At 65.5% G+C, this 24244-nt stretch carries 22 protein-coding genes; 14 read left to right on the top strand and 8 right to left on the bottom strand.

The genetic code is table 11. The annotated features are described in order from the left end of the window. Positions 1 to 82: 82 nt before the first annotated feature. Positions 83 to 1555, bottom strand: a complete 1473-nt coding sequence (locus QCE48_RS22660; RefSeq protein ID WP_309782286.1) for a PLP-dependent aminotransferase family protein — start codon at positions 1553 to 1555, stop codon at positions 83 to 85. Positions 1556 to 1684: 129 nt separating this feature from the next. On the opposite strand from QCE48_RS22660, the gene QCE48_RS22655 reads away from it, so the two are divergent. Further along, on the top strand, positions 1685 to 2968 hold the full coding sequence (locus tag QCE48_RS22655) for a 4-aminobutyrate--2-oxoglutarate transaminase (protein WP_309783760.1): 1284 nt from the start codon (positions 1685 to 1687) through the stop codon (positions 2966 to 2968). 16 nt (positions 2969 to 2984) lie between these two features. Beyond that, on the top strand, positions 2985 to 4439 hold the full coding sequence (locus tag QCE48_RS22650; RefSeq protein WP_309782285.1) for an NAD-dependent succinate-semialdehyde dehydrogenase: 1455 nt from the start codon (positions 2985 to 2987) through the stop codon (positions 4437 to 4439). A 51-nt stretch (positions 4440 to 4490) separates the two neighbouring features. On the opposite strand, the gene QCE48_RS22645 is transcribed toward QCE48_RS22650, so the two are convergent. Next, a complete protein-coding gene (locus QCE48_RS22645; RefSeq protein WP_309794326.1) occupies positions 4491 to 5063 on the bottom strand; it encodes a hypothetical protein in 573 nt (190 codons plus the stop codon). 294 nt (positions 5064 to 5357) lie between these two features. Between QCE48_RS22645 and QCE48_RS22640 the strand changes: the two genes are divergently transcribed. Further along, positions 5358 to 6524, top strand: coding sequence for a metallophosphoesterase (locus tag QCE48_RS22640; RefSeq protein ID WP_309782282.1), 1167 nt, complete (start codon positions 5358 to 5360; stop codon positions 6522 to 6524). Positions 6525 to 6788: 264 nt separating this feature from the next. Here the strand turns inward: QCE48_RS22640 and QCE48_RS22635 are convergent, their stop codons facing one another. After that, positions 6789 to 7262 carry a hypothetical protein gene (locus QCE48_RS22635; RefSeq protein WP_309782280.1) on the bottom strand — a complete coding sequence of 158 codons (474 nt, stop codon included), beginning with the start codon at positions 7260 to 7262 and terminating at the stop codon, positions 6789 to 6791. 307 nt (positions 7263 to 7569) lie between these two features. Between QCE48_RS22635 and QCE48_RS22630 the strand changes: the two genes are divergently transcribed. From QCE48_RS22630 to QCE48_RS22615, 4 genes are all read left to right on the top strand, one after another. Continuing rightward, complete coding sequence (locus QCE48_RS22630) at positions 7570 to 8289, top strand: GntR family transcriptional regulator (protein WP_309782279.1); 720 nt, start codon at positions 7570 to 7572, stop codon at positions 8287 to 8289. A gap of 81 nt (positions 8290 to 8370) precedes the next feature. Further along, positions 8371 to 9162 carry an SDR family oxidoreductase gene (locus tag QCE48_RS22625; protein ID WP_309782277.1) on the top strand — a complete coding sequence of 264 codons (792 nt, stop codon included), beginning with the start codon at positions 8371 to 8373 and terminating at the stop codon, positions 9160 to 9162. Positions 9163 to 9183: 21 nt separating this feature from the next. Next, positions 9184 to 10116 carry a 3-keto-5-aminohexanoate cleavage protein gene (locus QCE48_RS22620; protein WP_309782275.1) on the top strand — a complete coding sequence of 311 codons (933 nt, stop codon included), beginning with the start codon at positions 9184 to 9186 and terminating at the stop codon, positions 10114 to 10116. Positions 10117 to 10264: 148 nt separating this feature from the next. Next, positions 10265 to 11608 carry an MFS transporter gene (locus tag QCE48_RS22615; protein WP_309782274.1) on the top strand — a complete coding sequence of 448 codons (1344 nt, stop codon included), beginning with the start codon at positions 10265 to 10267 and terminating at the stop codon, positions 11606 to 11608. A gap of 24 nt (positions 11609 to 11632) precedes the next feature. Here QCE48_RS22615 and QCE48_RS22610 read toward each other — a convergent pair whose 3' ends face one another. The 4 genes from QCE48_RS22610 to QCE48_RS22595 all read right to left on the bottom strand — a co-directional run bounded on the left by QCE48_RS22610 (position 11633) and on the right by QCE48_RS22595 (position 14523). Further along, complete coding sequence (locus tag QCE48_RS22610; RefSeq protein ID WP_309782273.1) at positions 11633 to 12214, bottom strand: hydrolase; 582 nt, start codon at positions 12212 to 12214, stop codon at positions 11633 to 11635. A gap of 38 nt (positions 12215 to 12252) precedes the next feature. Next, a complete protein-coding gene (gene msrB / locus QCE48_RS22605; RefSeq protein WP_309782271.1) occupies positions 12253 to 12762 on the bottom strand; it encodes a peptide-methionine (R)-S-oxide reductase MsrB in 510 nt (169 codons plus the stop codon). Between the two features lie 76 nt (positions 12763 to 12838). Further along, a complete protein-coding gene (locus tag QCE48_RS22600) occupies positions 12839 to 13600 on the bottom strand; it encodes an ABC transporter permease (RefSeq protein ID WP_116562170.1) in 762 nt (253 codons plus the stop codon). Further along, a complete protein-coding gene (locus QCE48_RS22595) occupies positions 13597 to 14523 on the bottom strand; it encodes an ABC transporter ATP-binding protein (protein ID WP_309782269.1) in 927 nt (308 codons plus the stop codon). The genes QCE48_RS22600 and QCE48_RS22595 overlap by 4 nt, the downstream gene beginning before the upstream one ends. A 104-nt stretch (positions 14524 to 14627) precedes the next feature. Between QCE48_RS22595 and QCE48_RS22590 the strand changes: the two genes are divergently transcribed. Both QCE48_RS22590 and QCE48_RS22585 read left to right on the top strand, forming a co-directional pair. Continuing rightward, positions 14628 to 15098, top strand: coding sequence for a 2,4'-dihydroxyacetophenone dioxygenase family protein (locus QCE48_RS22590; RefSeq protein ID WP_309782268.1), 471 nt, complete (start codon positions 14628 to 14630; stop codon positions 15096 to 15098). A 90-nt stretch (positions 15099 to 15188) separates the two neighbouring features. Next, entirely contained in the window at positions 15189 to 16160 is a 972-nt protein-coding gene (locus QCE48_RS22585; protein ID WP_404982292.1) for an AraC family transcriptional regulator, read from the top strand. A 16-nt stretch (positions 16161 to 16176) separates the two neighbouring features. On the opposite strand, the gene QCE48_RS22580 is transcribed toward QCE48_RS22585, so the two are convergent. Next, positions 16177 to 17796, bottom strand: a complete 1620-nt coding sequence (locus QCE48_RS22580; protein WP_309782264.1) for a 3-(methylthio)propionyl-CoA ligase — start codon at positions 17794 to 17796, stop codon at positions 16177 to 16179. Positions 17797 to 18102: 306 nt separating this feature from the next. Between QCE48_RS22580 and QCE48_RS22575 the strand changes: the two genes are divergently transcribed. From QCE48_RS22575 to QCE48_RS22555, 5 genes are all read left to right on the top strand, one after another. Further along, complete coding sequence (locus tag QCE48_RS22575) at positions 18103 to 19893, top strand: acyl-CoA dehydrogenase (protein ID WP_309782263.1); 1791 nt, start codon at positions 18103 to 18105, stop codon at positions 19891 to 19893. 71 nt (positions 19894 to 19964) lie between these two features. Then, on the top strand, positions 19965 to 20816 hold the full coding sequence (locus QCE48_RS22570) for a 3-hydroxybutyryl-CoA dehydrogenase (protein ID WP_309782262.1): 852 nt from the start codon (positions 19965 to 19967) through the stop codon (positions 20814 to 20816). 6 nt (positions 20817 to 20822) lie between these two features. Beyond that, the gene (locus QCE48_RS22565) at positions 20823 to 22115 is read left to right on the top strand and encodes an FAD-binding oxidoreductase (RefSeq protein WP_309782259.1); all 1293 of its coding nucleotides are present in this window, start codon (positions 20823 to 20825) and stop codon (positions 22113 to 22115) included. Positions 22116 to 22186: 71 nt separating this feature from the next. Next, the gene (locus tag QCE48_RS22560) at positions 22187 to 23104 is read left to right on the top strand and encodes a LysR family transcriptional regulator (protein WP_309782256.1); all 918 of its coding nucleotides are present in this window, start codon (positions 22187 to 22189) and stop codon (positions 23102 to 23104) included. Positions 23105 to 23314: 210 nt separating this feature from the next. Next, positions 23315 to 24220 (top strand): DMT family transporter, encoded by a 906-nt coding sequence (locus QCE48_RS22555; RefSeq protein WP_309782255.1) that lies wholly within the window; start codon positions 23315 to 23317, stop codon positions 24218 to 24220. The last annotated feature ends 24 nt before the right edge of the window (positions 24221 to 24244 follow it).

The raw sequence follows: 24244 nt of genomic DNA, 5'->3' as shown, positions 1-24244 counted from the left end.
TTTTTGTCGGAGTCGGTGCGGCGGCTTGTCGGCCGAAGCGCACATGATCCAACAGACGGAATTTCTGCGCCAGTCGTCACACTCAGCCGATAAACCCGTCGATCACCCCCGCCAGTGTCTCGAACGCCGGCTCGATTTCTTCGTCCGGCACGCACGCATAGCCGATCAGAAGCCCCGACTGCGCATTGTCGCGTCGCGCGAAATACCCCGACAGCGGCCGCACGACGATGTTTTCCGCCAGCGCCCGGGCCGCGACCGCGCGATCGTCGACGTGATCGGGCAGGCGCAGCACCAGATGCAGCCCCGCGTCGCCGCCGACGATATCGAGCGTTCCGCCGTAACGCTTCGCGATCGTCGCGAGCATCAGTTCGCGCCGCTGGCCGTACAGCGCGCGCATGCGCCGGATATGCGAGGTGAAATGCCCTTCCGCGATGAACTCCGCGAGCACCGCCTGCTGGAGCAGTTGCCCTTCGCGATACAACTCGGCCGACGCCGTCGCGAAACTCGCCGCCAGCGCCTCCGGCACGACGATATAGCCGATCCGCAAGCCCGGAAACAGCGTCTTGCCGAAGCTGCCGACATAGATCACCTGCCCCGCCGTGTCGAGCCCCTGCAGCGACGCGAGCGGCCGGCTGCCGTAGCGGAACTCGCTGTCGTAATCGTCTTCGATGATCCAGCAGCGATGCTGGCGCGCGAATTCGAGCAGCATCCGGCGCCGCGCGAGGCTCATCACCATCCCGAGCGGATATTGATGCGAGGGCGTCACGAGCATCAGTTTAGGCGGATTCGCGAGATCTTCCGGCGACGGGTCGATGCCTTCAGAATCCACGCGGATCGCTCTCAAATCGAGGCCGGACACCTGCAAGACGCTTCTCACGCCCCAATAGCACGGGTCCTCGGTCCAAATGGTGTCGCCGGCGTCGGAGAGCAGGCGCACCGCGAGGTCGATCGACTGATGGATGCCCGTCGTCACGACGATCTGTTCTGGCGAGCACTGCACCGAGCGCGACGTGCGCAGGTAATCCGCGAGCGCGTGACGCAGCGAAGCGAGCCCGCCGCCCGGCGCGTAAGTCAGCAGATCGGGGCGCGGCCGCCGCCAGTATTTCGCGTGCAGCCGGCTCCAGACGCGCGCCGGAAAGCGCGACACGTCGGGCACGCCCGGCATGAACGCGCCGCCCTGTCGCTTCGAGACGCCCGCGCCCGCGATCAGCCGTTCGCCGCGCGTCGAGAGCGCGGCCGGCGCGATCTCGATGGGCGACGGCCTTTCATCGAAGACGATCTCGTCGGGCGCGCTGTCGGCGACGAACGTGCCGCGCCCCGTCGCCGACGACACGTAGCCTTCGAGCGCCAGTTGCTCGTACACCTGCGTGACAGTATTGCGCCCGACGCCCAGTTCCGCCGCGAGCAGCCGCGACGACGGCACCTTGGTCCCGGCCGGCAGTTCGCGTGACAGGATCGCCTGCTGTAACAGCCGGTGCAGTTGCCGATAAATCGGCTGACCGTTGCCGCGGTCGAGCCGTTGCGCCAGCCAGTCGGACAGCACGCTCGCCCGCATCGGATTGGCTCCTATAGATTTATTGAAATGGCTCTGAACTCAAGAGCCAAATCTTACTATAGTCCACACATCGACTCGACCGACCACAACGCGCGCCGCGCGAAGGAGAACCACACCGTGAGCAACACTCTGCAAAACGCCGACCTGCAAGCCCGCAAGAACGCCGCGACGCCGCGCGGCGTCGGCGTGATGTGCGATTTCTACGCGGCGCGCGCCGAAAACGCCGAGCTGTGGGACGTCGAAGGCCGCCGTTTCATCGACTTCGCGGCCGGCATCGCGGTGTGCAACACGGGTCATCGTCACCCGAAGATCGTCGAGGCGATCCGCGCGCAGCTCGACTGCTTCACGCACACGGCTTATCAGATCGTTCCCTACGAGTCTTACGTTTCTCTCGCCGAGAAAATCAGCGCCCGTGCGCCCGGCGATCATCCGAAAAAGACCGCGTTCTTCACGACGGGCGCGGAAGCCGTCGAAAACGCGATCAAGATCGCGCGCGTCGCGACCGGCCGTCCGGGCGTGATCGCCTTCACGGGCGGTTTTCACGGCCGCACGCTGATGGGCATGGCGCTGACCGGCAAGGTCGCGCCGTACAAGATCGGCTTCGGGCCGTTCCCGTCGGACGTCTTCCACGCGCCGTTCCCGAATCCGCTGCACGGCGTCTCGGTCGCCGATTCGCTGCGCGCCATCGAGCATCTCTTCAAGGCCGATATCGAAGCGAAGCGCGTCGCGGCGATCATCTTCGAACCGGTTCAGGGCGAAGGCGGTTTCTATCAGGCGCCGCTCGACTTCGTGCGCGCGTTGAGAAAAATCTGTAATGAGCACGGCATTCTTCTGATCGCGGACGAAGTGCAGACCGGTTTCGCGCGCACTGGCAAGCTGTTCGCGATGCAGCATTACGACGTCGTGCCCGATCTCATGACGATGGCGAAGAGCCTCGCGGGCGGCATGCCGCTGTCGGGCGTCGTCGGACGCGCGGACATCATGGACGCCGCCGCGCCCGGTGGCCTCGGCGGCACGTATGCGGGCAATCCGCTCGCGGTGGCGTCGGCGCTTGCGGTGCTCGACATCATCGACGATGAAAAGCTGTGCGAGCGCGCCAACGTGCTCGGCGACAAGCTGAAGGCGAAGCTCAACGCGCTGAAGCAGGAAGTGCCGCAGATCGCCGACGTGCGCGGCCCCGGCGGCATGGTCGCCGTGGAATTCTGCCAGCCCGGCTCGGACGAACCGGATCAGGAATTCACGAAACGCGTGCAGACGCGCGCGCTCGAACGCGGCCTGCTGCTGCTCGTGTGCGGCGTGTACGGCAACGTCGTGCGCTTCCTGTTCCCGCTCACCATTCAGGAAGCCGTGTTCGACGAAGCACTCGCCATCCTCGAAGACGTGCTGACCGAAACGATCGGCGCAACGGTCTGATCCAGGGGCCTTCGCAATGACAATGAATCTGAAAGATCCGGCACTGCTGCGGCACGAAGCCTATATCGACGGCGAATGGCAAGGCGCGGACAGCGGCGCGACCTTCGACGTCGTCGATCCGTCGAATGGTGCGTCGCTCGGCCGCGTGCCGATGATGGGCGCGGCCGAAACGCGCCGCGCCATCGACGCCGCGAACGCCGCGTGGCCCGCCTGGCGCAAGAAGACGGCGAAGGAACGCGCGGCAATCATGCGCCGCTGGTACGACCTGATGCTCGCCCACGCCGACGACCTCGCGCTCATCCTCACGACCGAGCAAGGCAAGCCGCTCGCCGAGGCGAAGGGCGAGATCGTGTACGCGGCGTCGTTCATCGAGTGGTTCGCGGAGGAAGGCAAACGCGTCGCGGGCGACACGCTCGCGACACCCGCCGCCGACAAGCGCATCGTCGTGACGAAGGAGCCGATCGGCGTGTGCGCCGCGATCACGCCGTGGAACTTCCCGGCCGCGATGATCACGCGCAAGGTTGGGCCGGCGCTCGCGGCGGGCTGTCCGATCGTCGTGAAACCGGCGGAAGCGACGCCGTTTTCCGCGTTCGCGATGGCGGTTCTCGCCGAGCGCGCGGGCGTGCCGAAGGGCGTGCTGAACATCGTCACCGGCGACCCGAAAGCGATCGGCGGCGAGATGACGGGCAATCCGGTCGTGCGCAAACTCTCGTTCACGGGATCGACGGCGGTCGGCCGGCTGCTCGCGGCCCAGAGCGCGCCGACGATCAAGAAAGTGTCGCTGGAACTGGGCGGCAACGCGCCGTTCATCGTGTTCGATGACGCCGACATCGACGCCGCCGTGGAAGGCGCGATTGCATCGAAGTATCGAAACAGCGGGCAGACTTGCGTCTGCACGAACCGGTTTTACGTGCACGAGCGCGTCTACGATGCGTTCGCGGCCAAGCTCGCCGAAGCGGTCGGCAAGCTCAAGGTCGGACGCGGCACGGAAAGCGGCGTCGCGCTCGGGCCGCTGATCAACGAGGCGGCGGTGCTGAAGGTGGAATCGCACATCGAGGACGCGCTGACGAAAGGCGCGTCGATCGTCACCGGCGGCAAGCGTCACGCGCTCGGCCACGGCTTTTTCGAGCCGACCGTGCTGACGGGCGTCACGCCCGACATGAAAGTCGCGAGGGAAGAAACGTTCGGTCCGCTCGCGCCGATCTTCCGCTTTTCGTCGGACGAAGAAGTCGTGCGCATGGCAAACGACACCGAATTCGGCCTGGCGGCGTATTTCTACAGCCGCGACATCGGGCGGGTATGGCGCGTCGCGGAAGCGCTGGAATACGGCATGGTCGGCATCAATACGGGGCTGATTTCAAACGAAGTCGCGCCGTTCGGCGGCGTGAAGCAATCGGGACTCGGCCGCGAAGGCTCGCATTACGGCATCGACGATTATGTCGTGATCAAGTATTTGTGCATGGCAGTTTGATTCGCCGTTGAAGCGATGAAAAAAGGCCTGGCGTTTTTGCCAGGCCTTTTGTTATTTCGCCGCGCTTTTCGGTGTGACGTCCACCGCTGTGGCCGAAAGAAAAACCGCATGCACGGAATCGCCGGGTTTAAGATTTTTGGTATCCAGATCGTGTGGAATATCGAAAGTATCCGTGCGCCACGGGCCGCGCAGCGTAATCGTTCCGTTCTTGCGATTGATGCTTTCGACCGTCGCGAGAATCTCCACTTGCCGCGATGATGCGAATCCGTTCGCGCCGGACGCCGGCGCATAAACCGCGGTATCGACCCGCTTTCGAACGCCTTTGTCCGCGCCCGTCGCCTTGGTGGCCGTGACGAGCAGCGCATTTTTATAAAGCACGTCGACCTGATCGCCGATTTTCAGCTGGTTGAAATTCGTGACCTGATCGCTCACGACCGCCGTGGTCGTCGCGCCTTTCGAGCCGCGCAACGTGAGCGTGCGCGTGGCGGCGTCGATGCCGATGATTTCCGCCTGCCTGTGGTCCGGCTTTGCCGCGCTCACGACTTGTTGCGCGGCATTGGCAAGCGACGTGTCCTGCGCATAAACCGGCGCGGCAATCGACGCGGCCGCGATAATCCAGGCCATATTCCATTTTGCATTCATTCGGCTTTCTCCACTGAAATGGCGCGCATCAAAATATATCCGGGACGTTGAACGATCGGTATTTATACAGCGCACGCCGTGCGAATGTCCATCGATACATGGAATTTCAATTTCCGAATAAATCGTTTCACGATGCGTGTTTCAATGGATTGCAATACGCGTCTCGAATGGACAGGCCCGCCGTGCCGCCGCCAAGGTTTCGGGCGAACCGGTAGAATCGGTTCCATTCGGGGCACGACCGGCCGTCGCCCGTTTTTCTCCCCTCTCAGGCGCTCTATGCGACGCTCAGCGTTCTTTTTTCGCGTCATTGGTATCGGCATCCTGTTTCATCTCTACGTCGGCGTGCGGCTGATTCCGGCGGCACCCGTCGGCGCTCCGCTGCGCTGGCTCGCGGTGCTCGTGCTCGTGGCTTCCGTGCTGCTGATTCCGCTCGGCATGGCCGCGCGCACGATCGAACAGCAGCCGCTTTCCGACCGCCTCGCGTGGATCGGGCTCCTCGCGATGGGATTTTTCTCATCGCTGCTCGTGCTGACCTTTGCGCGCGACGTCGTGCTGCTCGGGATCCATCTCGTCGACTGGGCGCGCGGCGTGCCGATCGGCTCTCCCGCCTTCACCGCCGAGAGCGCGCTCGCCGTGCCCGCACTGGCGGTGCTGTCGTCGGCGGTGGGGTTCTACAACGCGCGGCGGCGAGCGCCGATCGTCACGGTCGATGTCCCCATCGACGGCCTGCCGGCCGCGCTGAACGGCTTCACGATCGTGCAGATCAGCGACATCCACGTCGGGCCGACCATCAAGCGGCATTACGTCGAGCGGATCGTCGCGGCGGTCAACGGGCTCAAGCCGGACCTGATCGCGGTGACGGGCGATGTCGTCGATGGCGCGGTATCGCATCTCGCCGACCACACGCGTCCGCTCGGCGAATTGAGCGCGCGGCACGGGGCGTTTCTCGTCACGGGCAATCACGAGTACTACTCGGGCGCGGACAAATGGGTCGCCGAATTTCGCCGGCTCGGCCTGATCGTGCTGATGAACCAGCACGTCGTGCTGAATCACGACGGCGCGCGCGCAGTGGTGGCCGGCGTGACCGACTACAACGCGGGGAGTTTCGATCCGGCGCACAAGAGCGATCCGGCCGCCGCATTGCGGGGTGCGCCAACGGACGTGATTGTGCGACTACTGCTCGCGCACCAGCCGCGCAGCGCGCCGGCGGCCGCGGCGGCGGGCTACACGCTGCAACTCTCGGGACACACGCACGGCGGACAGTTTTTCCCGTGGAATTTTTTCGTGCGCTTGCAGCAGCCGTTCGTTTCAGGCCTCGCACGCCTCGACGGACTGTGGGTCTACACGAGCCGCGGCACCGGTTACTGGGGACCGCCGAAGCGGCTGGGCGCGCCTTCGGAGATCACGCGTCTGCGACTCGTCGCGGGTGCTTCCGGCGCGTAGGCCGGAAAGTACAAGGAGAAAAAAGAGTCCATCCGGCTCGCGCCGGATGGACGGCGAACGACGACGGGAAAGCGCCGAGGTACGACTTGCTCCCGCGTCTTTGCGCTCGGGGAGAGCGCCTCGTCGACCGGCCCCGAGGCCCGGGACTGAACGACGGCCGCCGGACGCCAAGCGGGGACTCGCCGTGCGACGGAACCGCCACATTACCGACGCGCGATGCCGTTCGATACTGGAAAACTCCGACAAATCCGATGAGAGCGCAGCTCAGTTGACGGGCGCGGCGCCCTGCACGTCGACGGCCACGTGCGATCCGGCGGCAAACGACGCAGCGCGCGCCGGTTCGCGCGCCTGCACCGCCAGTTGCGCGCCCTGCGCGTCCTTCAGCACGACCACGCCCGAGTGGCTGTCGGCGCTCACGACCTGCGCCATGCGCGGCGCCTGCTCGCCGCTCGCGAGCGCCGTCAGCACGATGCGACGCGACGTCGTGCCCGTGACGGGCGTGCCGGCCTTGAGCGCGTCGAGATTCTGCACGCCGGGCCCGACCTGCAACGCCGACGCGATGCCTTGCGCATCGACGACGGTCACGACGCGCGTCGCCAGATCGACCGCCTTCACCCTGCCCGCGACCTGCATCGAAGCGACGCCGTCGAGCGTCGCGGCCCCGGGCGCGGCCACCGAAGCGACGGACGCGGAGGCGAAACAAGCGGCGGCAATAATCGAGGGGAATGTGGGTTTCATGAATGGCTCCGTTGACTGGAAAATGGTTTGCGTGGCGAATCCATTCGGCCAGCAAAAGAAGAAGAAAGCGAAGAAAAGGCCACGAGTCTGTTTTTCGGGATGTTTCCTGTCAATGTGGAAAATCCGATTCACGGCGATTTTTAATTTCGAGATAAATCGCTCCGAGGCGACGGCGAGTCGTGCGTCGATCGCGTGCCCCCGTGTTTTCCCCTAGACCACGCGCATTGACTTGAAGACCCGAGCCGCTCAAACTTCGCAGAAGTGTGATCACAGGTCACACATCGCAGAATCTGGAGGCATGTTGGCAGTGGCAACCCGTTCCGTCCCGCAGGCCGTCCCCGCGCTCGAAGCCATCGCGCATGAAACGATGGCGGGCAAGGTGTATCAGCAACTCCGCGAAGCGATCATGAGCGGCCGCTTCGCGCCCGGCCAGCCACTCAGCCTGCGCGGCGTCGCGGAAGCCGTCGGTTCGTCGACGATGCCGGTGCGCGGCGCGCTCACGCGGCTGCGGGCCGAAGGTGCGCTCGTCGACGGTCCCGGCCGCGCGATGATGGTCCCGCCGATGACCTTCGAGTTGATCGACGAATTGCGCGACGTGCGCATCGCGCTGGAAGGCTGCGTCGCCGAGCGCGCCGCTTCGCGCATGAACGACGCGCATCTCGCGGCCGTCCAGGCGATCTTCGACTCGATGGATGCACACGTCGAGGCCGGCGACGCCGCCGCGTATCTGCGCAGCAATTTCGCGTTTCACACGAGCATCTACCGGCATGGCGCGAGCGACATCACGCTCGCGACGATCCAGAACATGTGGATGCGCATCGGGCCGTTCCTGAACATGGTCGCGCCGGACATTGCGCACATGCGCCGTTCGATGGCCGCGCATCGGCAGATCATCGAAGCGCTCTGGCAACGCGACGGCGCGCTCGCCCGGGCGGGCATCGCGCGCGACATCGGCGATGCAGCCGACAACCTCAGCGAGCGCCTGCGCGCGCAATCCGCCGACATGCCCCGGCACGCGGTCCGCTAGCAGGCAGCACGCGCCCCGAGGCGCCGTGCTTTTGAACAAACGATTTGCATGACTAATTAGTCTGAAAAAGGAGAAACATCGATGGAAGCACTTCAACTGCTCACGCCGCGCGCCGGCTTGCGCGTGCTGATCACGGGCGGCGCGTCGGGTATCGGTCTTGCGATCGCGAAGGCGTTCGTGTCGACGGGGGCGCGCGTGCACGTCTGCGATATCGACGGCAAGGCGATCGACGCCCTCGCGAGCGCCCTGCCCGCCGTCACCGGCACGTGGGCGAATGTCGCCGAAGCCGACGATGTCGCGCGCGTCTTCGACGACGTGGAGCGCGAACTCGGCGGCCTCGACGTGCTGATCAACAACGCGGGTATCGCGGGCCCGACGGGCGGCATCGACGAGATCGATCCGGCGGACTGGGAGAAGACCGTCGACGTCAATCTCAACAGCCATTTCCAGTTCGCCCGCCGTGCGGTGCCCCTGTTGCGCCAGGCGCCGGACGGCGGCGTGATGGTGTTCATGTCGTCGGTGGCGGGACGGCTCGGGTACGGCTTTCGCACGCCCTATTCCGCGACCAAATGGGCGCTCGTCGGCCTGTCGAAGAGCCTCGCGATCGAACTCGGTCCGGACAACATCCGCGTGAATGCGGTGCAGCCCGGCATCGTGAAGGGGCCGCGCATGGAAGGCGTGATCGCCGCGCGCGCGAAGCAACTCGGCCTGAGCTACGAAGAGATGGAAGCGCGCTATCTGGAGAAGATCTCGCTGCGCCGCATGGTGACACAGGAAGAAATCGCGGCGAGCGTGCTCTTCCTCAGTTCGCCCGCCGGCAGCGCGATCTCCGGGCAGGCGCTTTCCGTCTGCGGCAACGTCGAAACACTCTGATCACCGACCCGGAAACACGACATGGCTACCACTCGCAAAGTCATCATCACCTGCGCGCCGACGGGCGCGATCCATACGCCTTCGATGTCGCCGCATCTGCCCGTGACGCCCGACGAAATCGCGAACGCCGCGCTCGCGGCCGCCCGCGAAGGCGCGGCGATCCTGCATCTGCACGCGCGCGATCCCGAGGACGGCCGCCCGACGCAGGACCCGGCGGTCTTCGAGCGCTTCCTGCCGCGCGTGAAGGAACAAACCGACGCCGTCATCAACCTGACGACGGGCGGCAGCCCGCACATGACGGTCGCGGAGCGGCTAAAGCCCGCGCACCGGTTCCAGCCGGAACTGGCGTCGCTCAACATGGGATCGATGAACTTCGGTCTCTATCCGATGCTCGACCGCTTCAAGGACCTCAAGCACGACTGGGAACGCGAGCATCTCGCGAAGAGCCGCGATCTGGTCTTCAAGAACACGTTCGCCGACATCGAGTACATCCTGACGTCGTGCGGCGCGAACGGCACGCGCTTCGAATTCGAGTGCTACGACATCTCGCATCTGTACAACCTCGCGCATTTCGTCGATCGCGGGCTCGCCAAGGCGCCGTTCTTCGTGCAGAGCGTGTTCGGGCTGCTCGGCGGGATCGGGCCGCATCCCGAGGATCTCGCGCACATGAAGCGCACCGCCGACCGCCTGTTCGGCAACGACTACGTCTGGTCGATCCTCGGCGCCGGCCGCCATCAGATTCCGCTTGCGACGATGGGCGCCGCACAGGGTTCCAACGTGCGCGTCGGGCTCGAAGATTCGCTGTGGATCGCGCCGGGCCAACTGGCGGAATCGAGCGCGGCGCAGGTCCGGAAGATCCGGCAAGTGATCGAAGGCCTGTCGCTCGACGTCGCGACGCCGCAGGAAGCCCGCGCGATGCTGAAGCTGAAGGGCGGCGACAACGTCGCGTTCTGATCAGCCGACACTATTAGAAAACCGGAGACAAAACACATGCAGACCGAAGACACGCAGGCGCGATGAACCGCACGGGCGGGCCGGCTTCCGGCCCATCGTTAAGGCTGTCGCTCAAGAACCGCATCGCCGATCCAATTCGGGAGTATCCATGTCGATTCATCATTCATCCGCGCCACGCGCGTCGTCACCGGCGCAGTCGTCGCTCAACAAGCTGCTGATCCGCAAGCTGATGCCGCTGCTCGTGATCGTCTACGTGATCAGCTTTCTCGACCGCACGAACATCGCGCTCGCGAAGCATTCGATGGGCATCGACCTCGGCATGTCCGCGGCGGCCTATGGCCTCGGCGCGGGCCTCTTCTTCCTGACCTACGCCGCCTTCGAGATTCCGAGCAATCTCGTGATGCACAAGGTCGGCGCGCGGTTCTGGATCACGCGCATCATGATCACGTGGGGACTGCTGTCGATCGGCATGGCGTTCGTGCGCGGCGAGACCTCGTTCTACGTGATGCGGCTGCTGCTCGGCGCGGCCGAGGCGGGGCTGTTTCCGGGCGTGATGCTGTATCTCACGTACTGGTTCGGCCGTGAAGAACGCGCGCGGGCGACGGGCTATTTCCTGCTCGGCGTTTGCATTGCGAATATCGTCGGCGGACCGCTCGGCGGCGCGCTGCTCGAACTCGACGGCGCGCTCGGCTTTCACGGCTGGCAGTGGCTCTTCGTGATCGAAGGACTGCCGGCGGTGCTGCTCGCGTGGGTCGTCTGGAAGAAGCTGCCCGACCGGCCGACCAAGGCGTCGTGGCTCGCGCGCGACGAAGCCGAGGCGCTCGAACGGCGTCTCGCCGCCGAACAGGACAGCCATGCGCCGGGCCGCGGCGCGCATTCGTTCGGCGCCTGCCTGCGCGACCGGCAGGTCTGGCTCGCGATCTTCGTCTACTTCTGCCACCAGCTCACGATCTACACGGTGATCTTCTTCCTGCCGGGGATCATCGGCGCGTCGGGGAAATTCTCGCCGTTCACGATCGGCCTGCTTTCCGCGACGCCCTGGATTGCGGCGGCCGCCGGCGCCGCGACGCTGCCGCGCTTCGCGAGCAATTCCGTGCGAAGCCGGCGCATCCTGATCGGCGGACTGGTGGTGATGGCCTCGGGCCTTTTGCTCGCAGCCTATGCGACGCCCGCGATCGGACTGCTCGGCGTGTGCCTCTCGGCGTCGATGTTCTTCGTCGTGCAGTCGATCATCTTCACGTTTCCGTCGTCGCGGCTCTCGGGCAGCGCGCTCGCGGGCGGCCTCGGGCTCGTCAATTCGTGCGGGCTGCTCGGCGGATTCGTCGGACCGACGGTCATGGGCATGATCGAGCAGTCGACCGGCCGCGCGATGAACGGCCTGATCCTGCTCGCCGCCGCGCTGGTGGTCGCGGCGCTCGTCAGCGTGCGGCTGCGGCACGGCGCGGAAGAGCGCGCGCAGACCGTCGCGTCGCCGGCTCACAAGACGGTGTGAGCGCGGGCGGCGCCGGTCGGGATGTCACGCCAGCGCCGCCAGCACCTCTGCGGTCGAGCGAATCCGCCCGATGCGCGGAAACACATAGCGGAAGGTGGATTCGTGCGTGTCGGCGTGCAGATCGCTCATCGCGTCCTCGACGAAGATTTGCTGATAGCCGTGCTCGAACGCGGACCGCGCCGTCGATTCCACGCCGACGTGCGTCGCGATGCCGCCGAGCACGATCGTGTCGATACCGCGCCGGCGCAGTTGCAAGTCGAGTTCGGTGCCGTAGAACGCGCCCCATTGCCGCTTCGTGATGACGATATCCGACGCCGCCACGCCGACCTCGGGACACAACTCGCTCCATCCGGCGGGTTCGGCGGCGGGCGCGGCCTGACCCGAATCGGTGATCGGACGCAGGCCGCCGGGCGCGGCCGGGAACGCGACCTTCACGAGCACCACGGGCGCGTCGAGCGCGCGGAAACGGTCGGCGAGCAGGCGTGCGTTGGCGAGCACGTCGGCGGCGCTGTTCGGCTGCACCGGCAGCGCGGCGATGCCCGCCTGCAAATCGATCAGCACGAGCGCGGTGGTATGGCTTTGCAGCTTGAATTCGCCGATGGTCATTGGGAAACTGCCTCGCGTTGGGGCCGTGACGGCGCCGCTCAGACCGCCGTCGGCGTGAAGACCAGCGCGACGCCGTTCATGCAGTAGCGCAGTCCGGTGGGTTTGGGGCCGTCGTCGAAAACGTGGCCGAGATGGCCGCCGCAGCGCCGGCAGTGCACCTCGTTGCGCTCCATGCCGAACGAGGTATCCGTGCGCGTCGACACGGCGCCGTCGAGCGGCTGCCAGAAGCTCGGCCAGCCGGTCCCGCTGTCGAATTTCGTCTTCGATGAAAACAGATCGAGCCGGCAACCGGCGCAGGCAAACACGCCCGCGCGATGCTCGTCGTTGAGCGCGCTCGTGAACGGCCGCTCGGTGCCTTCCTGGCGCATCACCTTGAACTGTGCGGGCGTCAGTTGCTTGCGCCATTCGGCGTCGCTGCGGCTGACCTCGTAGACAGGCGCGGCGTCCGCCGCCCGCGCGCTGCCCGCGCCCTTCCCGCGCCACGCGTCGACGCCGCCCGCGACCGTCGCGGCCAGCGCGCCGAGAAAACTGCGTTTCGTGCCTTTCATGGTGCCACCCCGCTATGCTGGCCGGCTGCTGTCATTAGTGCCGCCCTCAAGATACTTGCCCGCAAAGCGGCCGCGCCTACGTTTTGAGTCGATAGCCCGTGCGAAAGATCCACGCGACGATCACCGTGAATAATCCGAGGAATACGAGCGTCATCGCAAGGCTCACGCCGACGGAGACGTCCGCGAGTCCGTAGAAGCTCCACCGGAAGCCGCTGATCAGATACACGACCGGATTGAACAGCGCGACTGTCTTCCAGAACGGCGGCAGGATCTCGATCGAATAGAAGCTGCCGCCGAGGAACGTGAGCGGCGTCACGATCAGAAGCGGAATCACCTGAAGTTTCTCGAAGCCGTCGGCCCAGATGCCGATGATGAACCCGAGCAGGCTGAACGTCACCGAAGTCAGCAGCAGGAACACGATCATCCAGACCGGATGGTCGATCCTGAGCGGCACGAAAAGCCGCGCGGTCACGAGGATGATGAGGCCCAGAATGACCGATTTGGTCGCCGCCGCGCCGACGTAGCTCACGACGATCTCCAGATAGGAAATGGGCGCGGACAGCAGCTCGTAGATGGTCCCGGTGAATTTCGGGAAATAGATGCCGAACGACGCGTTCGAGATGCTCTGCGTGAGCAGCGACAGCATCACGAGCCCCGGCACGATGAACGCGCCGTAGCTGATGCCGTCGACCTGCGGAATGCGCGAGCCGATCGCGGCGCCGAAGACGACGAAGTAAAGCGACGTCGAAATGACCGGCGACACGATGCTTTGCATCAGCGTGCGCGCCGTGCGTGCCATTTCGAAGCGATAGATCGCGCGCACTGCGTGGAGATTCATCGTGTTTCCTTGACCAGGCTCACAAAAATGTCTTCGAGCGAACTCTGCGTCGTCTGAAGGTCCTTGAACTTGACGCCCGCCTCGTCGATGTGGCGCAGGAGCGCGATGATGCGGCCGGGTTCGTCGTGCGCGTCGTAGGTATAGATCAGCTCCGACTTCTGCGCCGACAGTTCCATGCCATAACGTTCGAGCGCGTCGGGCACGCGTTCCAGCGGATGATCGAGTTGCAGCGTGAGCTTCTTCTTGCCGAGCTTCCTCATCAGTTCCGCCTTCTCCTCGACGAGAATGATCTCGCCGCGGCTGATCACGCCGATGCGGTCGGCCATCTCCTCGGCTTCGTCGATATAGTGCGTCGTCAGGATGATGGTCACGCCGTTCGCCTTCAGCGAGCGCACGAGTTGCCACATGTCGCGCCGCAATTCGACGTCGACGCCGGCGGTGGGTTCGTCGAGAAAGAGGATGTCCGGCTCGTGCGAAAGCGCCTTCGCGATCAGCACGCGCCGCTTCATGCCGCCCGACAGCGTAATGATCTTGTTGTCCTTCTTGCTCCAGAGCGAGAGCGACTTCAGAACTTTCTCGATATGCGCCGGATTCGGCGGCTTGCCGAAAAGGCCACGGCTGAACGAGACGGTCGCCCAGACGGTTTCGAAGGCGTCGGTGGTCAGTTCCTGCGGCACGAGCCCGATGCGCGAGCGTGCGGCGCGGTAATCGGTAATGATGTCGTGTCCGTCGACGTGAATGCTGCCTTCGCTCGGATTGACGATGCCGCAGATCGTGCTGATGAGCGTCGTCTTGCCCGCTCCGTTCGGGCCGAGCAACGCGAAGATCTCGCCACGGCGAATCGCGAGATCGATCCCTTTCAGCGCCTGAAAGCCGCCCGCATAGGTCTTGCCGAGCTTCGATACGGTGATGATTGTTTGCATGGCGTGGACAATATCAGATACCGCCGAAACCGGCTCAAGCCGCTGCCGCTGTCGTAATGACGCGTTGCAACACCCAAAACCGGCTCGACGAGGGAGTCACAACCATGCTGTTCGAACAGATCGAAACCGCCTGCATCAACGATGCCGACGTTCCGTGGGTGCCGTTCACGCCGTATAGCGAGAAGGTGCTCGTCAAGTACTTCAAGCTCGATCCGGTACGCGGCGAGGTCATCGCGCTCCTCAAGGCGCCCGCCGCCGGACAGATGCCGATCCATCGCCACACGGGCACCGTGATCGTCTATACGGTTCAGGGGCGCTGGAAATACCGCGAGCACGACTGGATCGCCGAGCGCGGAAGCGTCGTCTACGAGACGGCGGGATCGACGCATACGCCGCAGGCGCTTCCCGGCGACGAGGATATCGTGACGCTCAACATCATCCAGGGCGACCTGCTGTTCATGAACGAGCGCGCGCAGGTGATCGCCATCGAAAGCTGGAAGAGCGGCTGGGACCGCTATGCCGCGCATTGCGAGGCGAGCGGCATCGCGCCGCGCGACCTGACCGCGTTTGCCTGAGCGCGCGTTTCTCACGCCGCGACTGTGACAAAATAGGCCACCTTCCGCCACCCTGTCGCGCGCTTGAACCCGCTATCCGCCACTGTCCCGATCTCGGTCGTCAACGGCTTTCTGTCCGGCGCCGACCCCAACGCCGTCGCGCGGCTCGCCGAGCGCTCGGGCATTGCTCACGAGTTGCTGCGCGAGCCGGCTGCGCGCGTGACGCAGGAGCAGTTCTCGACGCTCTATCGCCTGCTCGCGATGGAACTCGACGACGAAATGCCCGGCATCTTCAGCCGCCCCTTACGCAATGGCACGCTGAAATATCTGTGCCTGAGCCTGCTCGATGCATCGAAGCTGGAGATCGCGCTGCACCGCTTCGGCCAGTTCTTCCATCTGATCCTCGACGACTTCCGGCTGCAGTCGGACCGCGACGGCGCGCTTGGCTACGTGGAGATGGCGGCGAATCCGCAGGGTCCGGCCGTCAGCGCGCTCGGGCACGAACTGATGCTCAAGCTCGTGCATGGCGTCGCGTCGTGGCTCATCGGACAGAAGATTCCGCTCGTCGAAGTGAACTTCCATTTCGCGCGGCCGGCGCAGGCGAGCGATCACCTCTATCTCTTTCCGGGGCCGATCCGCTTCGGCTGCGGAGCGACGCGCATCGGCTTCGACGCCGCCTGGCTCGACATGCCGATCCGCCAGCGCAAGCCCGACCTGAAGAAGTTCCTCGCGCGCGCGCCGGAGGACTGGATCTTCGTGTCGTTCGCGGAGCAGCTCGTCTGCCATCGCGTGCGGCAATATGTGGCGGACTGCCTGCCGGGCTCGCCGACCATCGACGACGTCGCGCAGCATCTGCACTTTTCGGTGCGCACGCTGTGCCGGCGGCTGGCTGCCGAAGCCACGACCTTTCAGGCGATCAAGGACGAAGTGCGGCGCGACATCGCGATCCAGCGGCTCACGCGCTCCGGCGACGCGATCGCGGAGATCGCTTACGACGTCGGGTTCGATAACCCGACCGCGTTTCATCGCGCGTTCCGGCACTGGACCGGGAGCACGCCGAATACGTATCGCCGGACGGCTTAAGCGGCGCGCCGGCCCGTCACGCCGTGAAATGGCTGCCGAAGCGCCGCCGCAGCGCCATCTTTTGCAGCTTGCCCGTCGCGGTGAGCGGCAGGTCATCGACGAACACGACATCGTCCGGAATGCACCACTTCGCCACCTTCCCCGCATAGAAATCGAGGAACTGCCGCGCATCCACCGCGCTACCCTCGCGGCGCACGGCGACGATCAGCGGCCGCTCGTCCCACTTCGGATGCGCGCACGCGATGCACGCCGCCTTCGCGATCTCCGGATGGGACATCGCGATGTTCTCCAGCTCGATCGACGAGATCCATTCGCCGCCCGACTTGATCACGTCCTTGCTGCGGTCCGTGATGTGCATGTAGCCGTCGGGGTCGATGGTGGCGACGTCGCCGGTCGGGAACCAGCCGTCCACGAGCGGCGACTCGTCGCGGCCGAAATAGCGCTCGGCGACCCAGTGGCCGCGCGCCATCAGATCGCCCGCCGACGTGCCGTCCCACGGCAGCTCGGCGCCGTCGCCGCCGACGATCTTCAGGTCGATGCCAGGCACCGCGCGGCCCTGCTTAATGTCGATCGCGGCGCGCGCCGCCTCGCTCTTCGCGCCGTAGCCGCGCGACGGCGCGCACACGGTGCCGAGCGGCGACAGTTCCGTCATGCCCCACGCATGCACCGCCTGGACGCCGACTTCGCGCAGCGCCCCCGCGAGATGCGGCGGACACGCCGCGCCGCCGACGACCGCGCGCCTGAACGTCGTGCTCGTCCTGCCCGCGCGCCGCATGTAGTCGACGAAGCCGAGCCATACCGTCGGAACGCCCGCCGACATCGTCACGCCTTCCTCTTCGAAGAGCGTCGCCAGCGACTCGCCGTCGAGCTTCGCGCCGGGCAGCACGAGCTTCGCGCCGACGAGCGTCGCCGAGAACGGAATGCCCCACGCGTTCACATGGAACATCGGCACGACAGGCGAGATGGTTTCGGTGGCCGAGAGCGCGAGCGAATCGGGCAGCGCCGATCCGTAGCACATCAGCGTGATCGAACGGTGCGAATAGAGCACGCCTTTGGGCTCGCCCGTCGTGCCCGACGTGTAGCACAGGAGCGCAGCGCGATCTTCGCTGAAACGCGGCCACGCGAAGCCGTCCGCAGACGGCGCGATCAGCGTCTCGTAGCTCGCGAGCGGCACGGCACCGTCGCGCGGCAGCGCCGTTTCGTCGCACAGCATGATCCACTTTTCGACATGCGGACAAAGCGCGGCGATCTGCTCGACGAGCGGCAGGAACGAGGCGTCGAAGAACACGAAGCGGTCGCGCGCATGATTGACGATGAAGACGATCTGCTCGGGAAAGAGCCGCGGGTTGATCGTGTGGCACACCGCGCCGATCCCGCTCGCGCCGTAGTACAGCTCCATGTGCCGATAGCCGTTCCAGGCGAGCGTACCGATACGGTCGCCCGCTTCGATACCGCTTGCGAGCAGCGCGTGCGCGAGCTGCATCGAGCGCGCGTGGCAATCGCGGTACGTATAGCGGTGAATGTCGCCTTCGACACGCCGCGACACGATCTCAACGTCGGCGGAGTGGCGCGCCGCCTGTTCGAGTATCGACGACAGCAGCATCGGCGTATTCATCATCTGGCCCAGCAGTTCCATGGCTCGTCTCCGTTCTCTCGGGCGGCGACCGCCCTTGTGTGCATGACTTGTGCGTGCCGATTCTAAGGAACGCGACGCAAACCGAAGTTGCAGTCCCGGCCGATTGATTGACAAAACCAGCCAAGCGACGCCGCACGCCGTTGGCACATCCGGGTGATCCCCTAGGGAAATGGCGCGCGGCAGGTTTTGTCAATCAATGGGCAGGTTCGGATATCCGGGATCGCGCCGTATGAGGCTAGGATGGGATATCCGCATCGCATGACATGGGTCAGGAGTCGTGCGGCAGCCCCCAATTGGAGACACACAATGAGCTATACCGCCCCGCTGAAAGAAATGTTGTTCGTCATGCGCGACCTCGCCGACATGACAAAAGTCGCCACGCTTCCGGGTTTCGAAGACGCAAACCTAGACACCGCCCAGGCCGTCCTCGACGAAGCCGCGAAGTTCAACGGCGAAGTGCTGTCCCCGCTCAATATCGAAGGCGACAGGCATCCGAGCACGTGGGCAAACGGCGAAGTCACGACGACGCCCGGTTTCAAGGACGCGTTTCGTCAGTTCGGCGAAGGCGGCTGGCAAGGCGTGATGCATCCTGTCGAATACGACGGACAAGGCCTGCCGAAGCTGATCGCGACGCCCTGCATCGAGATGATGAACGCGGCGAACATGTCGTTTGCGTTGTGTCCGCTGCTGACCGATGGCGCGATCGAAGCGCTGTTGACGGCCGGCACGGACGCGCAAAAGCAACGCTACGTGCCGAAGCTGATTTCAGGCGAATGGACCGGCACGATGAACCTCACCGAGCCGCAAGCAGGCTCCGATCTCGCGCTCGTTCGCACGCGCGCCGAGCCGCAGGGCGACGGCACGTTCAAGGTCTTCGGCACGAAGATCTTCATCACTTATGGCGAACACGACATGGCGGACAACATCGTCCATCTCGTGCTCGCGCGCACGCCGAGCGCGCCCGAAGGCGTCAAGGGCATCTCGCTCTTCCTCGTGCCGAAGTTCATGGTGAACGAAGACGGCTCGCTCGGCGACCGCAACGACGTGCACTGCGTGTCGATCGAGCACAAGCTCGGCATCAAGGCGAGCCCGACTGCCGTGCTGCAATACGGCGACCACGGCGGCGCGATCGGCTATCTGATCGGCGAGGAGAATCGCGGCCTCGAATACATGTTCATCATGATGAACGCGGCGCGGTTCGCGGTCGGCATGCAGGGCGTCGCGATCGCCGATCAGGCGTATCAGAAGGCGGTCGCTTACGCGAAGGATCGCGTGCAAAGCCGCCCCGTCGATGGTTCGGCGAAGCAGTCGGTCGCGATCATCCAGCATCCGGACGTGCGCCGCATGCTCGCGACGATGCGCTCGCTGACCGAAGGCGCCCGCGCGCTCGCTTACGTCGCCGCCGCGCACAGCGACTTCGCACACCATCATCCCGACGAGCAGGTCCGCGCAAGCCATCAGGCGCTCTACGAATTCCTGGTGCCGATCGTGAAGGGCTGGAGCACGGAGATGTCGATCGACGTCGCGAGTCTCGGCGTGCAGGTGCATGGCGGCATGGGCTTCATCGAGGAAACGGGCGCCGCGCAGTACTACCGCGACGCGCGCATCCTGACGATCTACGAGGGCACGACCGCGATCCAGGCCAACGACCTGATCGGCCGCAAGACGGTTCGCGACGGCGGCGCGACCGCGCAGGCGTTGCTCGCGCAGGTCGATCAGACGATCGCGGCGCTCGAACGCCACGACGGCGCCGCATTCGATGCGATGCACCGGCACCTGAAAGCGGGCCGCGAAGCGTTCGCGAACGTGGTCGAGTTCATGGTTCAGAACACGAAGCGCGATCCGAACGCCGTGTTCGCCGGCAGCGTGCCGTATCTGAAACTCGCGGGCATCGTGCTGTCGGGCTGGCAGATGGCGCGCGCGTTGATCGTCGCAAGCGAGAAGCGCAGTGAAGACGAAGCGTTCTACGGCGCGAAGATCGCGACCGCGCATTTCTTCGCCGACCACATCCTGCCGCAAGCCGTCGCGCTCGAAGCGTCGATCGTCAGCGCGAAGGGCGATCAGGGCATGCTCGCGCTCGACGTCGACCAGTTCTGAAGCCGCGCTGCGTGAATTTCGCTGGGTACAATGACCAGCCACATTCACAGGCATCCGCAAAGGAGCAACGCATGAAAATCGAAACAGTCGGCATCGTCGGCGCCGGGACGATGGGCAACGGCATCGCGCAGATCGCGGCCGTCGCGGGCCTGAAGACCATCATGATCGACGTCACCGACGCGGCGCTCGCCAAGGGCGTCGCCACGCTGACCGGCAGCCTCGATCGCCTCGTCTCGAAGGACAAGCTCGATGCGGCGACGCGCGACGCCGCGCTCGCGCGCATCGAAACGTCGACGGACTATCAGCGCCTCGCCGGCGCCGACATCGTGATCGAAGCGGCCACCGAAAACACCGATCTCAAGATACGCATCCTTCGGCAGATTCAGGACGTCGCGCGGCCCGATGCGATCATCGCGTCGAACACGTCGTCGATTTCGATCACGGCGCTCGCCGCGACGCTCGACCATCCCGAGCGCTTCATCGGCATGCACTTCTTCAATCCGGTGCCGCTTTTGCCGCTCGTCGAGGTGATTCGCGGCGTGCAGACGAGCGAAGCTACCGCCAATGCCGTGCGCGAACTGACCGAACAGCTCGGCAAGTCGCCGATCGGCGTGAAGAACGCGCCGGGCTTCGTCGTCAACCGCATTCTCGTGCCGATGATCAACGAAGCGTTCTTCGTGCTCGCGGAAGGCATCGCGACGCCCGAGGAAATCGACGCGGGCATGCGCCTCGGCGCCAATCATCCAATCGGGCCGCTCGCGCTCGCGGATCTGATCGGACTGGACGTGTGTCTCTCGGTGATGGACGTGTTCCTCAAGGACTTCGGCGACTCGAAATATCGCGCGTGTCCGCTGTTGCGCGAGCTCGTCGCGGCGGGGCATCTCGGACGCAAGACCAAACGCGGCGTGTATCAGTACGACTAACGCCCGATGCTCGCCGAGCCGCACAACTACTATCACGCCACCGCGCGCGACCGGACCGCGCGGCCGCCGCTTGCGGGCCGTGTCGATGCGAAAGTGTGCATCGTCGGCGGCGGGTTCGCGGGCATCAACACCGCGCTCGGACTGGCCGAGCGCGGCGTCGGCGATGTCGTGCTGCTGGAATCGCATGACGTGGGGCGCGGCGCGTCGGGCAGGAACGGCGGCTTCGTGTTCGGCGGCTTTTCGCTCGGCGAAGAGACGCTGATCGACGAACTCGGCGCCGACAAAGCGCGCGCGCTCTATGCGGGCACGGTGGCATCGGTCGAACTGATCCGCGAGCGGATCGCGCGCTACGGCATCGAATGCGGCGTGGAGGACAGCGGCGTGATCCTCGCGAACTGGTTTCGCGACGAATCCGCGATGCTGCGCCGTCAGCGCGTGCTGAAAGAACAGTTCGGCATCGAGTGGGACTATCTGAGCCGCGGCGAAATGCGCGAACGCATTCGCAGCGAACGCTATCACTCGGGCCTTTTCGAACCCAACGCGCTGCATTTTCATCCGCTCGATTATCTGCGCGGACTGGCGCGCGCCGCAGAAGCGCGCGGCGTGCGATTGCACGATACGTCGCCGGTCGTTTCGCTCGCACGCGACGGCGCCGGCTGGATCGTGCGCACGGCGGGCGGCAGCGTTCGCGCGGAACACGTGGTGCTGTCGTGCGGCGGCTATCTCGCCGGACTGCGCCGCGAGATCGACGCGAGCATCTTGCCGATCGCCACGTACATCCTCGTCACGGAGCCGCTCGGCGACCGGCTGCGCGACTGCTTCGGCACGCGCGCGGCGGTGTACGACACGCGCTTCGCCTTCGACTACTATCGCCCGCTCGCCGACACGCGCATTCTCTGGGGCGGACGCATCTCGGTGCGCGACCGCTCGCCGGCGCAGGTCAAATCGCTGCTGACGGCGGACCTGCTGAAGGTGTTTCCGGCGTTACGCGACGTGCGCATCGACTATGCGTGGTCCGGACTCATGAGCTACGCACGGCATCAGATGCCGCAGATCGGCCAGAGCGACACGAACCTCTGGTTCGCTCAGGGCTTCGGCGGGCACGGCGTCGCGCCGACGACCCTCGCGGGCGAAACGCTCGCCTCGGCCATCGCACAAGGCGATGCCGGCTGGAAAGCGTTCAGCCGCTACGGGCTCGTATCGGCGTTCAAACCGGCCGGATTGATCGCCGCGCAGTTGAGCTATTCACGCGCGCAATTCAAGGACCGCTACAGCGAGTTCATCGAAGCGCTCTTTTGAGCGCAACGCGCGCCTAAGCCACTCCGCCTTGCGATACGATCGCCCGATGATCTCGTTCGATGGAGTCGAACATGTTGTCCGAGGACGAACTCGCGTTACTCGATGCCATCCGCGAAACGGGGAGCCTGTCGCGCGCGGCGGCGCGTCTCGGCAAGGCGCCGTCGACGATTTCCCATGCCGCGCGGCAACTGGAGACGCGCTTCGACGCGCTGCTCTTCGACCGCCGTCGCTACCGTCTGCAACTGACACCGGCCGGGCAACTGCTCGCGGACGAGGCGTCGCGGCTGATGCTCGACGTGTCGCGGATGACGCAGCGCGTGCGCCAGATCGCGAGCGGCTGGGAGGACCGCCTGTGGATCGTCTCCGACGAAATCCTCGAATTCGACTCGCTGCTGCCGGTGATCCGGGCGTTTGACGCGCTCGATTCGGGCGTCACGCTGCGCTTCACGCACGAAGTCCTGAGCGGCACCTGGGAAGCGTTGCGCGATGGCCGCGCGGACCTGATCGTCGGCGCGACCAACGAGCCGCCCGCCATTCCCGGGCTGCGCTGGTTCGAACTCGGCGTGATGGAATGGGTGTTCGCGGTGTCGCCGCGTCATCCGCTCGCCGGCGTCGCGGGCGCGCTCAGGCGCGAGCAGATTTCGGCGCACCGGGCGGTCGTGGTCGCGGATTCGTCGCGTCTGTCGGCCGGGCGCGCCTACGGACTGCTCGGCGGACAGGCGGCGCTCGCCGTGCCGAGCATGCGCGCGAAGGCGCTTGCGCAGCGCACCGGGCTTGGTGTCGGGTGGCTGCCGAAACAGCGCGTGGCGTCGCTCCTTGCAAGCGGCGAACTCGTCGAAAAACCGACGGCCGATCCGCGCGAGCCCAACGTGCTGTACGTCGCGTGGCGCGGCGACCACGAGGGCCGGGCGCTTCAATGGTGGCTCGAACAGTTGCGGCAACCGCGGCTCGCGAAGTTGCTCGTGCAGGGACTCGACATGTTTGCCTGAGCCGGGCGCGCCACCCTGCTAAAAATACGGCGTTTCCGTCTGGCGCTAGAATCTTCTTGCGCGCAAAGACGTTTTGTCGGCGATTCTAACGCGCGGCTGTCGCTTCGACGGCGCGCGAACAGCAACCGTCGACTGCTCGATGTCAGCGCGAACCAGACACGCGCCCGCCGTGGCCCTTATAGTAGGCGTCCGTTCCTCCCCGCCGCCGACATGTCTCCGAGCACCGCGCCCGCCAGCGCCGCCCCGCCATGGCTGAAGATCGCGCCCGCCCTGTTCCTGCTGCTGTGGTCGAGCGGGTTCGTGTTCCTCAAGCTCGGACTCGCCTACGCCGATCCGCTGACGTTTCTCGCGCTGCGCTACGCGTGCGTGGTCGCGATTCTTGTGGTGCCGTTCATCGCGATGAAGGCGCCGCTGCCCGCCACCCGCGCGGCGTGGCTGCATCTGGCGATGGTCGGGCTGCTGATCCAGGCGGCCTATTTCGCGTTCACGTACCTGAGCCTGAAGGCAGGCAGTTCGGCCGCCGAAGTGGCGCTCATCACGTCGCAGCAGCCGATCCTGATCGGCCTGCTGGCGCCCGCGATTGCCGGCGAGCGCGTCGATGCGGTGCGCTGGACGGGCCTCGCGCTGGGCGTCGCGGGCGCGGCCATCGTGATTCTGTCGCGCTCGTCGGTGCATGCAAGCGCACCGCTCGGCGTCCTGTTCGCCGTGCTGGCCCTGCTCTCGATGGCGGCCGGCACGCTCTACGAAAAGCGCTTCGGCCAGGCGACGCATCCGGTGACGGCCAACCTCGTGCAGTATTCGGTCGGGCTGGCGGTGTCGGCACCGCTGGCCTTTTTGCTCGAACCGATGCGCATCGAGTGGAGCCCGGGACTGTTCGGCTCGCTGGCGTATCTCGTGCTGGCGAATTCGATCGTCGCGATCTCGCTCTTTCTCGCGATGATCCGCCACGGCGAGGCGTCGCGCGTGTCGGCGCTGTTCTTTCTCGTGCCGCCTTCGACGGCTGTCATCGCGTTTCTCGTGCTCGGCGAGCCGATTCCACCGCTCGCGTGGGCCGGCATGGCGCTCGCTGCGCTCGGAATTTTGCTCGTGATGCGAAGCGGCGTCAGGCGTGCGTGAGCGGGCCGCTGACACATCGCCCGG

This window comes from Caballeronia sp. LZ024, from assembly GCF_031451455.1.
In the GTDB taxonomy this organism is placed as follows: domain Bacteria; phylum Pseudomonadota; class Gammaproteobacteria; order Burkholderiales; family Burkholderiaceae; genus Caballeronia; species Caballeronia telluris.
The sequence above is the reverse complement of the archived record's forward strand: the minus strand, read 5'-3'. Positions and strand labels throughout refer to the sequence as shown.

Excerpts from the sequence above, each read along its gene's own strand:
- QCE48_RS22570 (WP_309782262.1), top strand. The coding sequence starts at position 19,965 with ATGAAAATCGAAACAGTCGGCATCGTCGGCGCCGGGACGATGGGCAAC.
- QCE48_RS22565 (WP_309782259.1), top strand. The coding sequence starts at position 20,823 with ATGCTCGCCGAGCCGCACAACTACTATCACGCCACCGCGCGCGACCGG.
- QCE48_RS22590 (WP_309782268.1), top strand. The coding sequence starts at position 14,628 with ATGCTGTTCGAACAGATCGAAACCGCCTGCATCAACGATGCCGACGTT.
- QCE48_RS22640 (WP_309782282.1), top strand. The coding sequence starts at position 5,358 with ATGCGACGCTCAGCGTTCTTTTTTCGCGTCATTGGTATCGGCATCCTG.
- QCE48_RS22650 (WP_309782285.1), top strand. The coding sequence starts at position 2,985 with ATGACAATGAATCTGAAAGATCCGGCACTGCTGCGGCACGAAGCCTAT.
- QCE48_RS22660 (WP_309782286.1), bottom strand. The coding sequence starts at position 1,555 with ATGCGGGCGAGCGTGCTGTCCGACTGGCTGGCGCAACGGCTCGACCGC.
- QCE48_RS22555 (WP_309782255.1), top strand. The coding sequence starts at position 23,315 with ATGTCTCCGAGCACCGCGCCCGCCAGCGCCGCCCCGCCATGGCTGAAG.
- QCE48_RS22645 (WP_309794326.1), bottom strand. The coding sequence starts at position 5,063 with ATGGCCTGGATTATCGCGGCCGCGTCGATTGCCGCGCCGGTTTATGCG.
- QCE48_RS22635 (WP_309782280.1), bottom strand. The coding sequence starts at position 7,262 with ATGAAACCCACATTCCCCTCGATTATTGCCGCCGCTTGTTTCGCCTCC.
- QCE48_RS22580 (WP_309782264.1), bottom strand. The coding sequence starts at position 17,796 with ATGGAACTGCTGGGCCAGATGATGAATACGCCGATGCTGCTGTCGTCG.
- QCE48_RS22615 (WP_309782274.1), top strand. The coding sequence starts at position 10,265 with ATGTCGATTCATCATTCATCCGCGCCACGCGCGTCGTCACCGGCGCAG.
- msrB (WP_309782271.1), bottom strand. The coding sequence starts at position 12,762 with ATGAAAGGCACGAAACGCAGTTTTCTCGGCGCGCTGGCCGCGACGGTC.
- QCE48_RS22610 (WP_309782273.1), bottom strand. The coding sequence starts at position 12,214 with ATGACCATCGGCGAATTCAAGCTGCAAAGCCATACCACCGCGCTCGTG.
- QCE48_RS22575 (WP_309782263.1), top strand. The coding sequence starts at position 18,103 with ATGAGCTATACCGCCCCGCTGAAAGAAATGTTGTTCGTCATGCGCGAC.
- QCE48_RS22560 (WP_309782256.1), top strand. The coding sequence starts at position 22,187 with ATGTTGTCCGAGGACGAACTCGCGTTACTCGATGCCATCCGCGAAACG.
- QCE48_RS22600 (WP_116562170.1), bottom strand. The coding sequence starts at position 13,600 with ATGAATCTCCACGCAGTGCGCGCGATCTATCGCTTCGAAATGGCACGC.
- QCE48_RS22625 (WP_309782277.1), top strand. The coding sequence starts at position 8,371 with ATGGAAGCACTTCAACTGCTCACGCCGCGCGCCGGCTTGCGCGTGCTG.
- QCE48_RS22595 (WP_309782269.1), bottom strand. The coding sequence starts at position 14,523 with ATGCAAACAATCATCACCGTATCGAAGCTCGGCAAGACCTATGCGGGC.
- QCE48_RS22620 (WP_309782275.1), top strand. The coding sequence starts at position 9,184 with ATGGCTACCACTCGCAAAGTCATCATCACCTGCGCGCCGACGGGCGCG.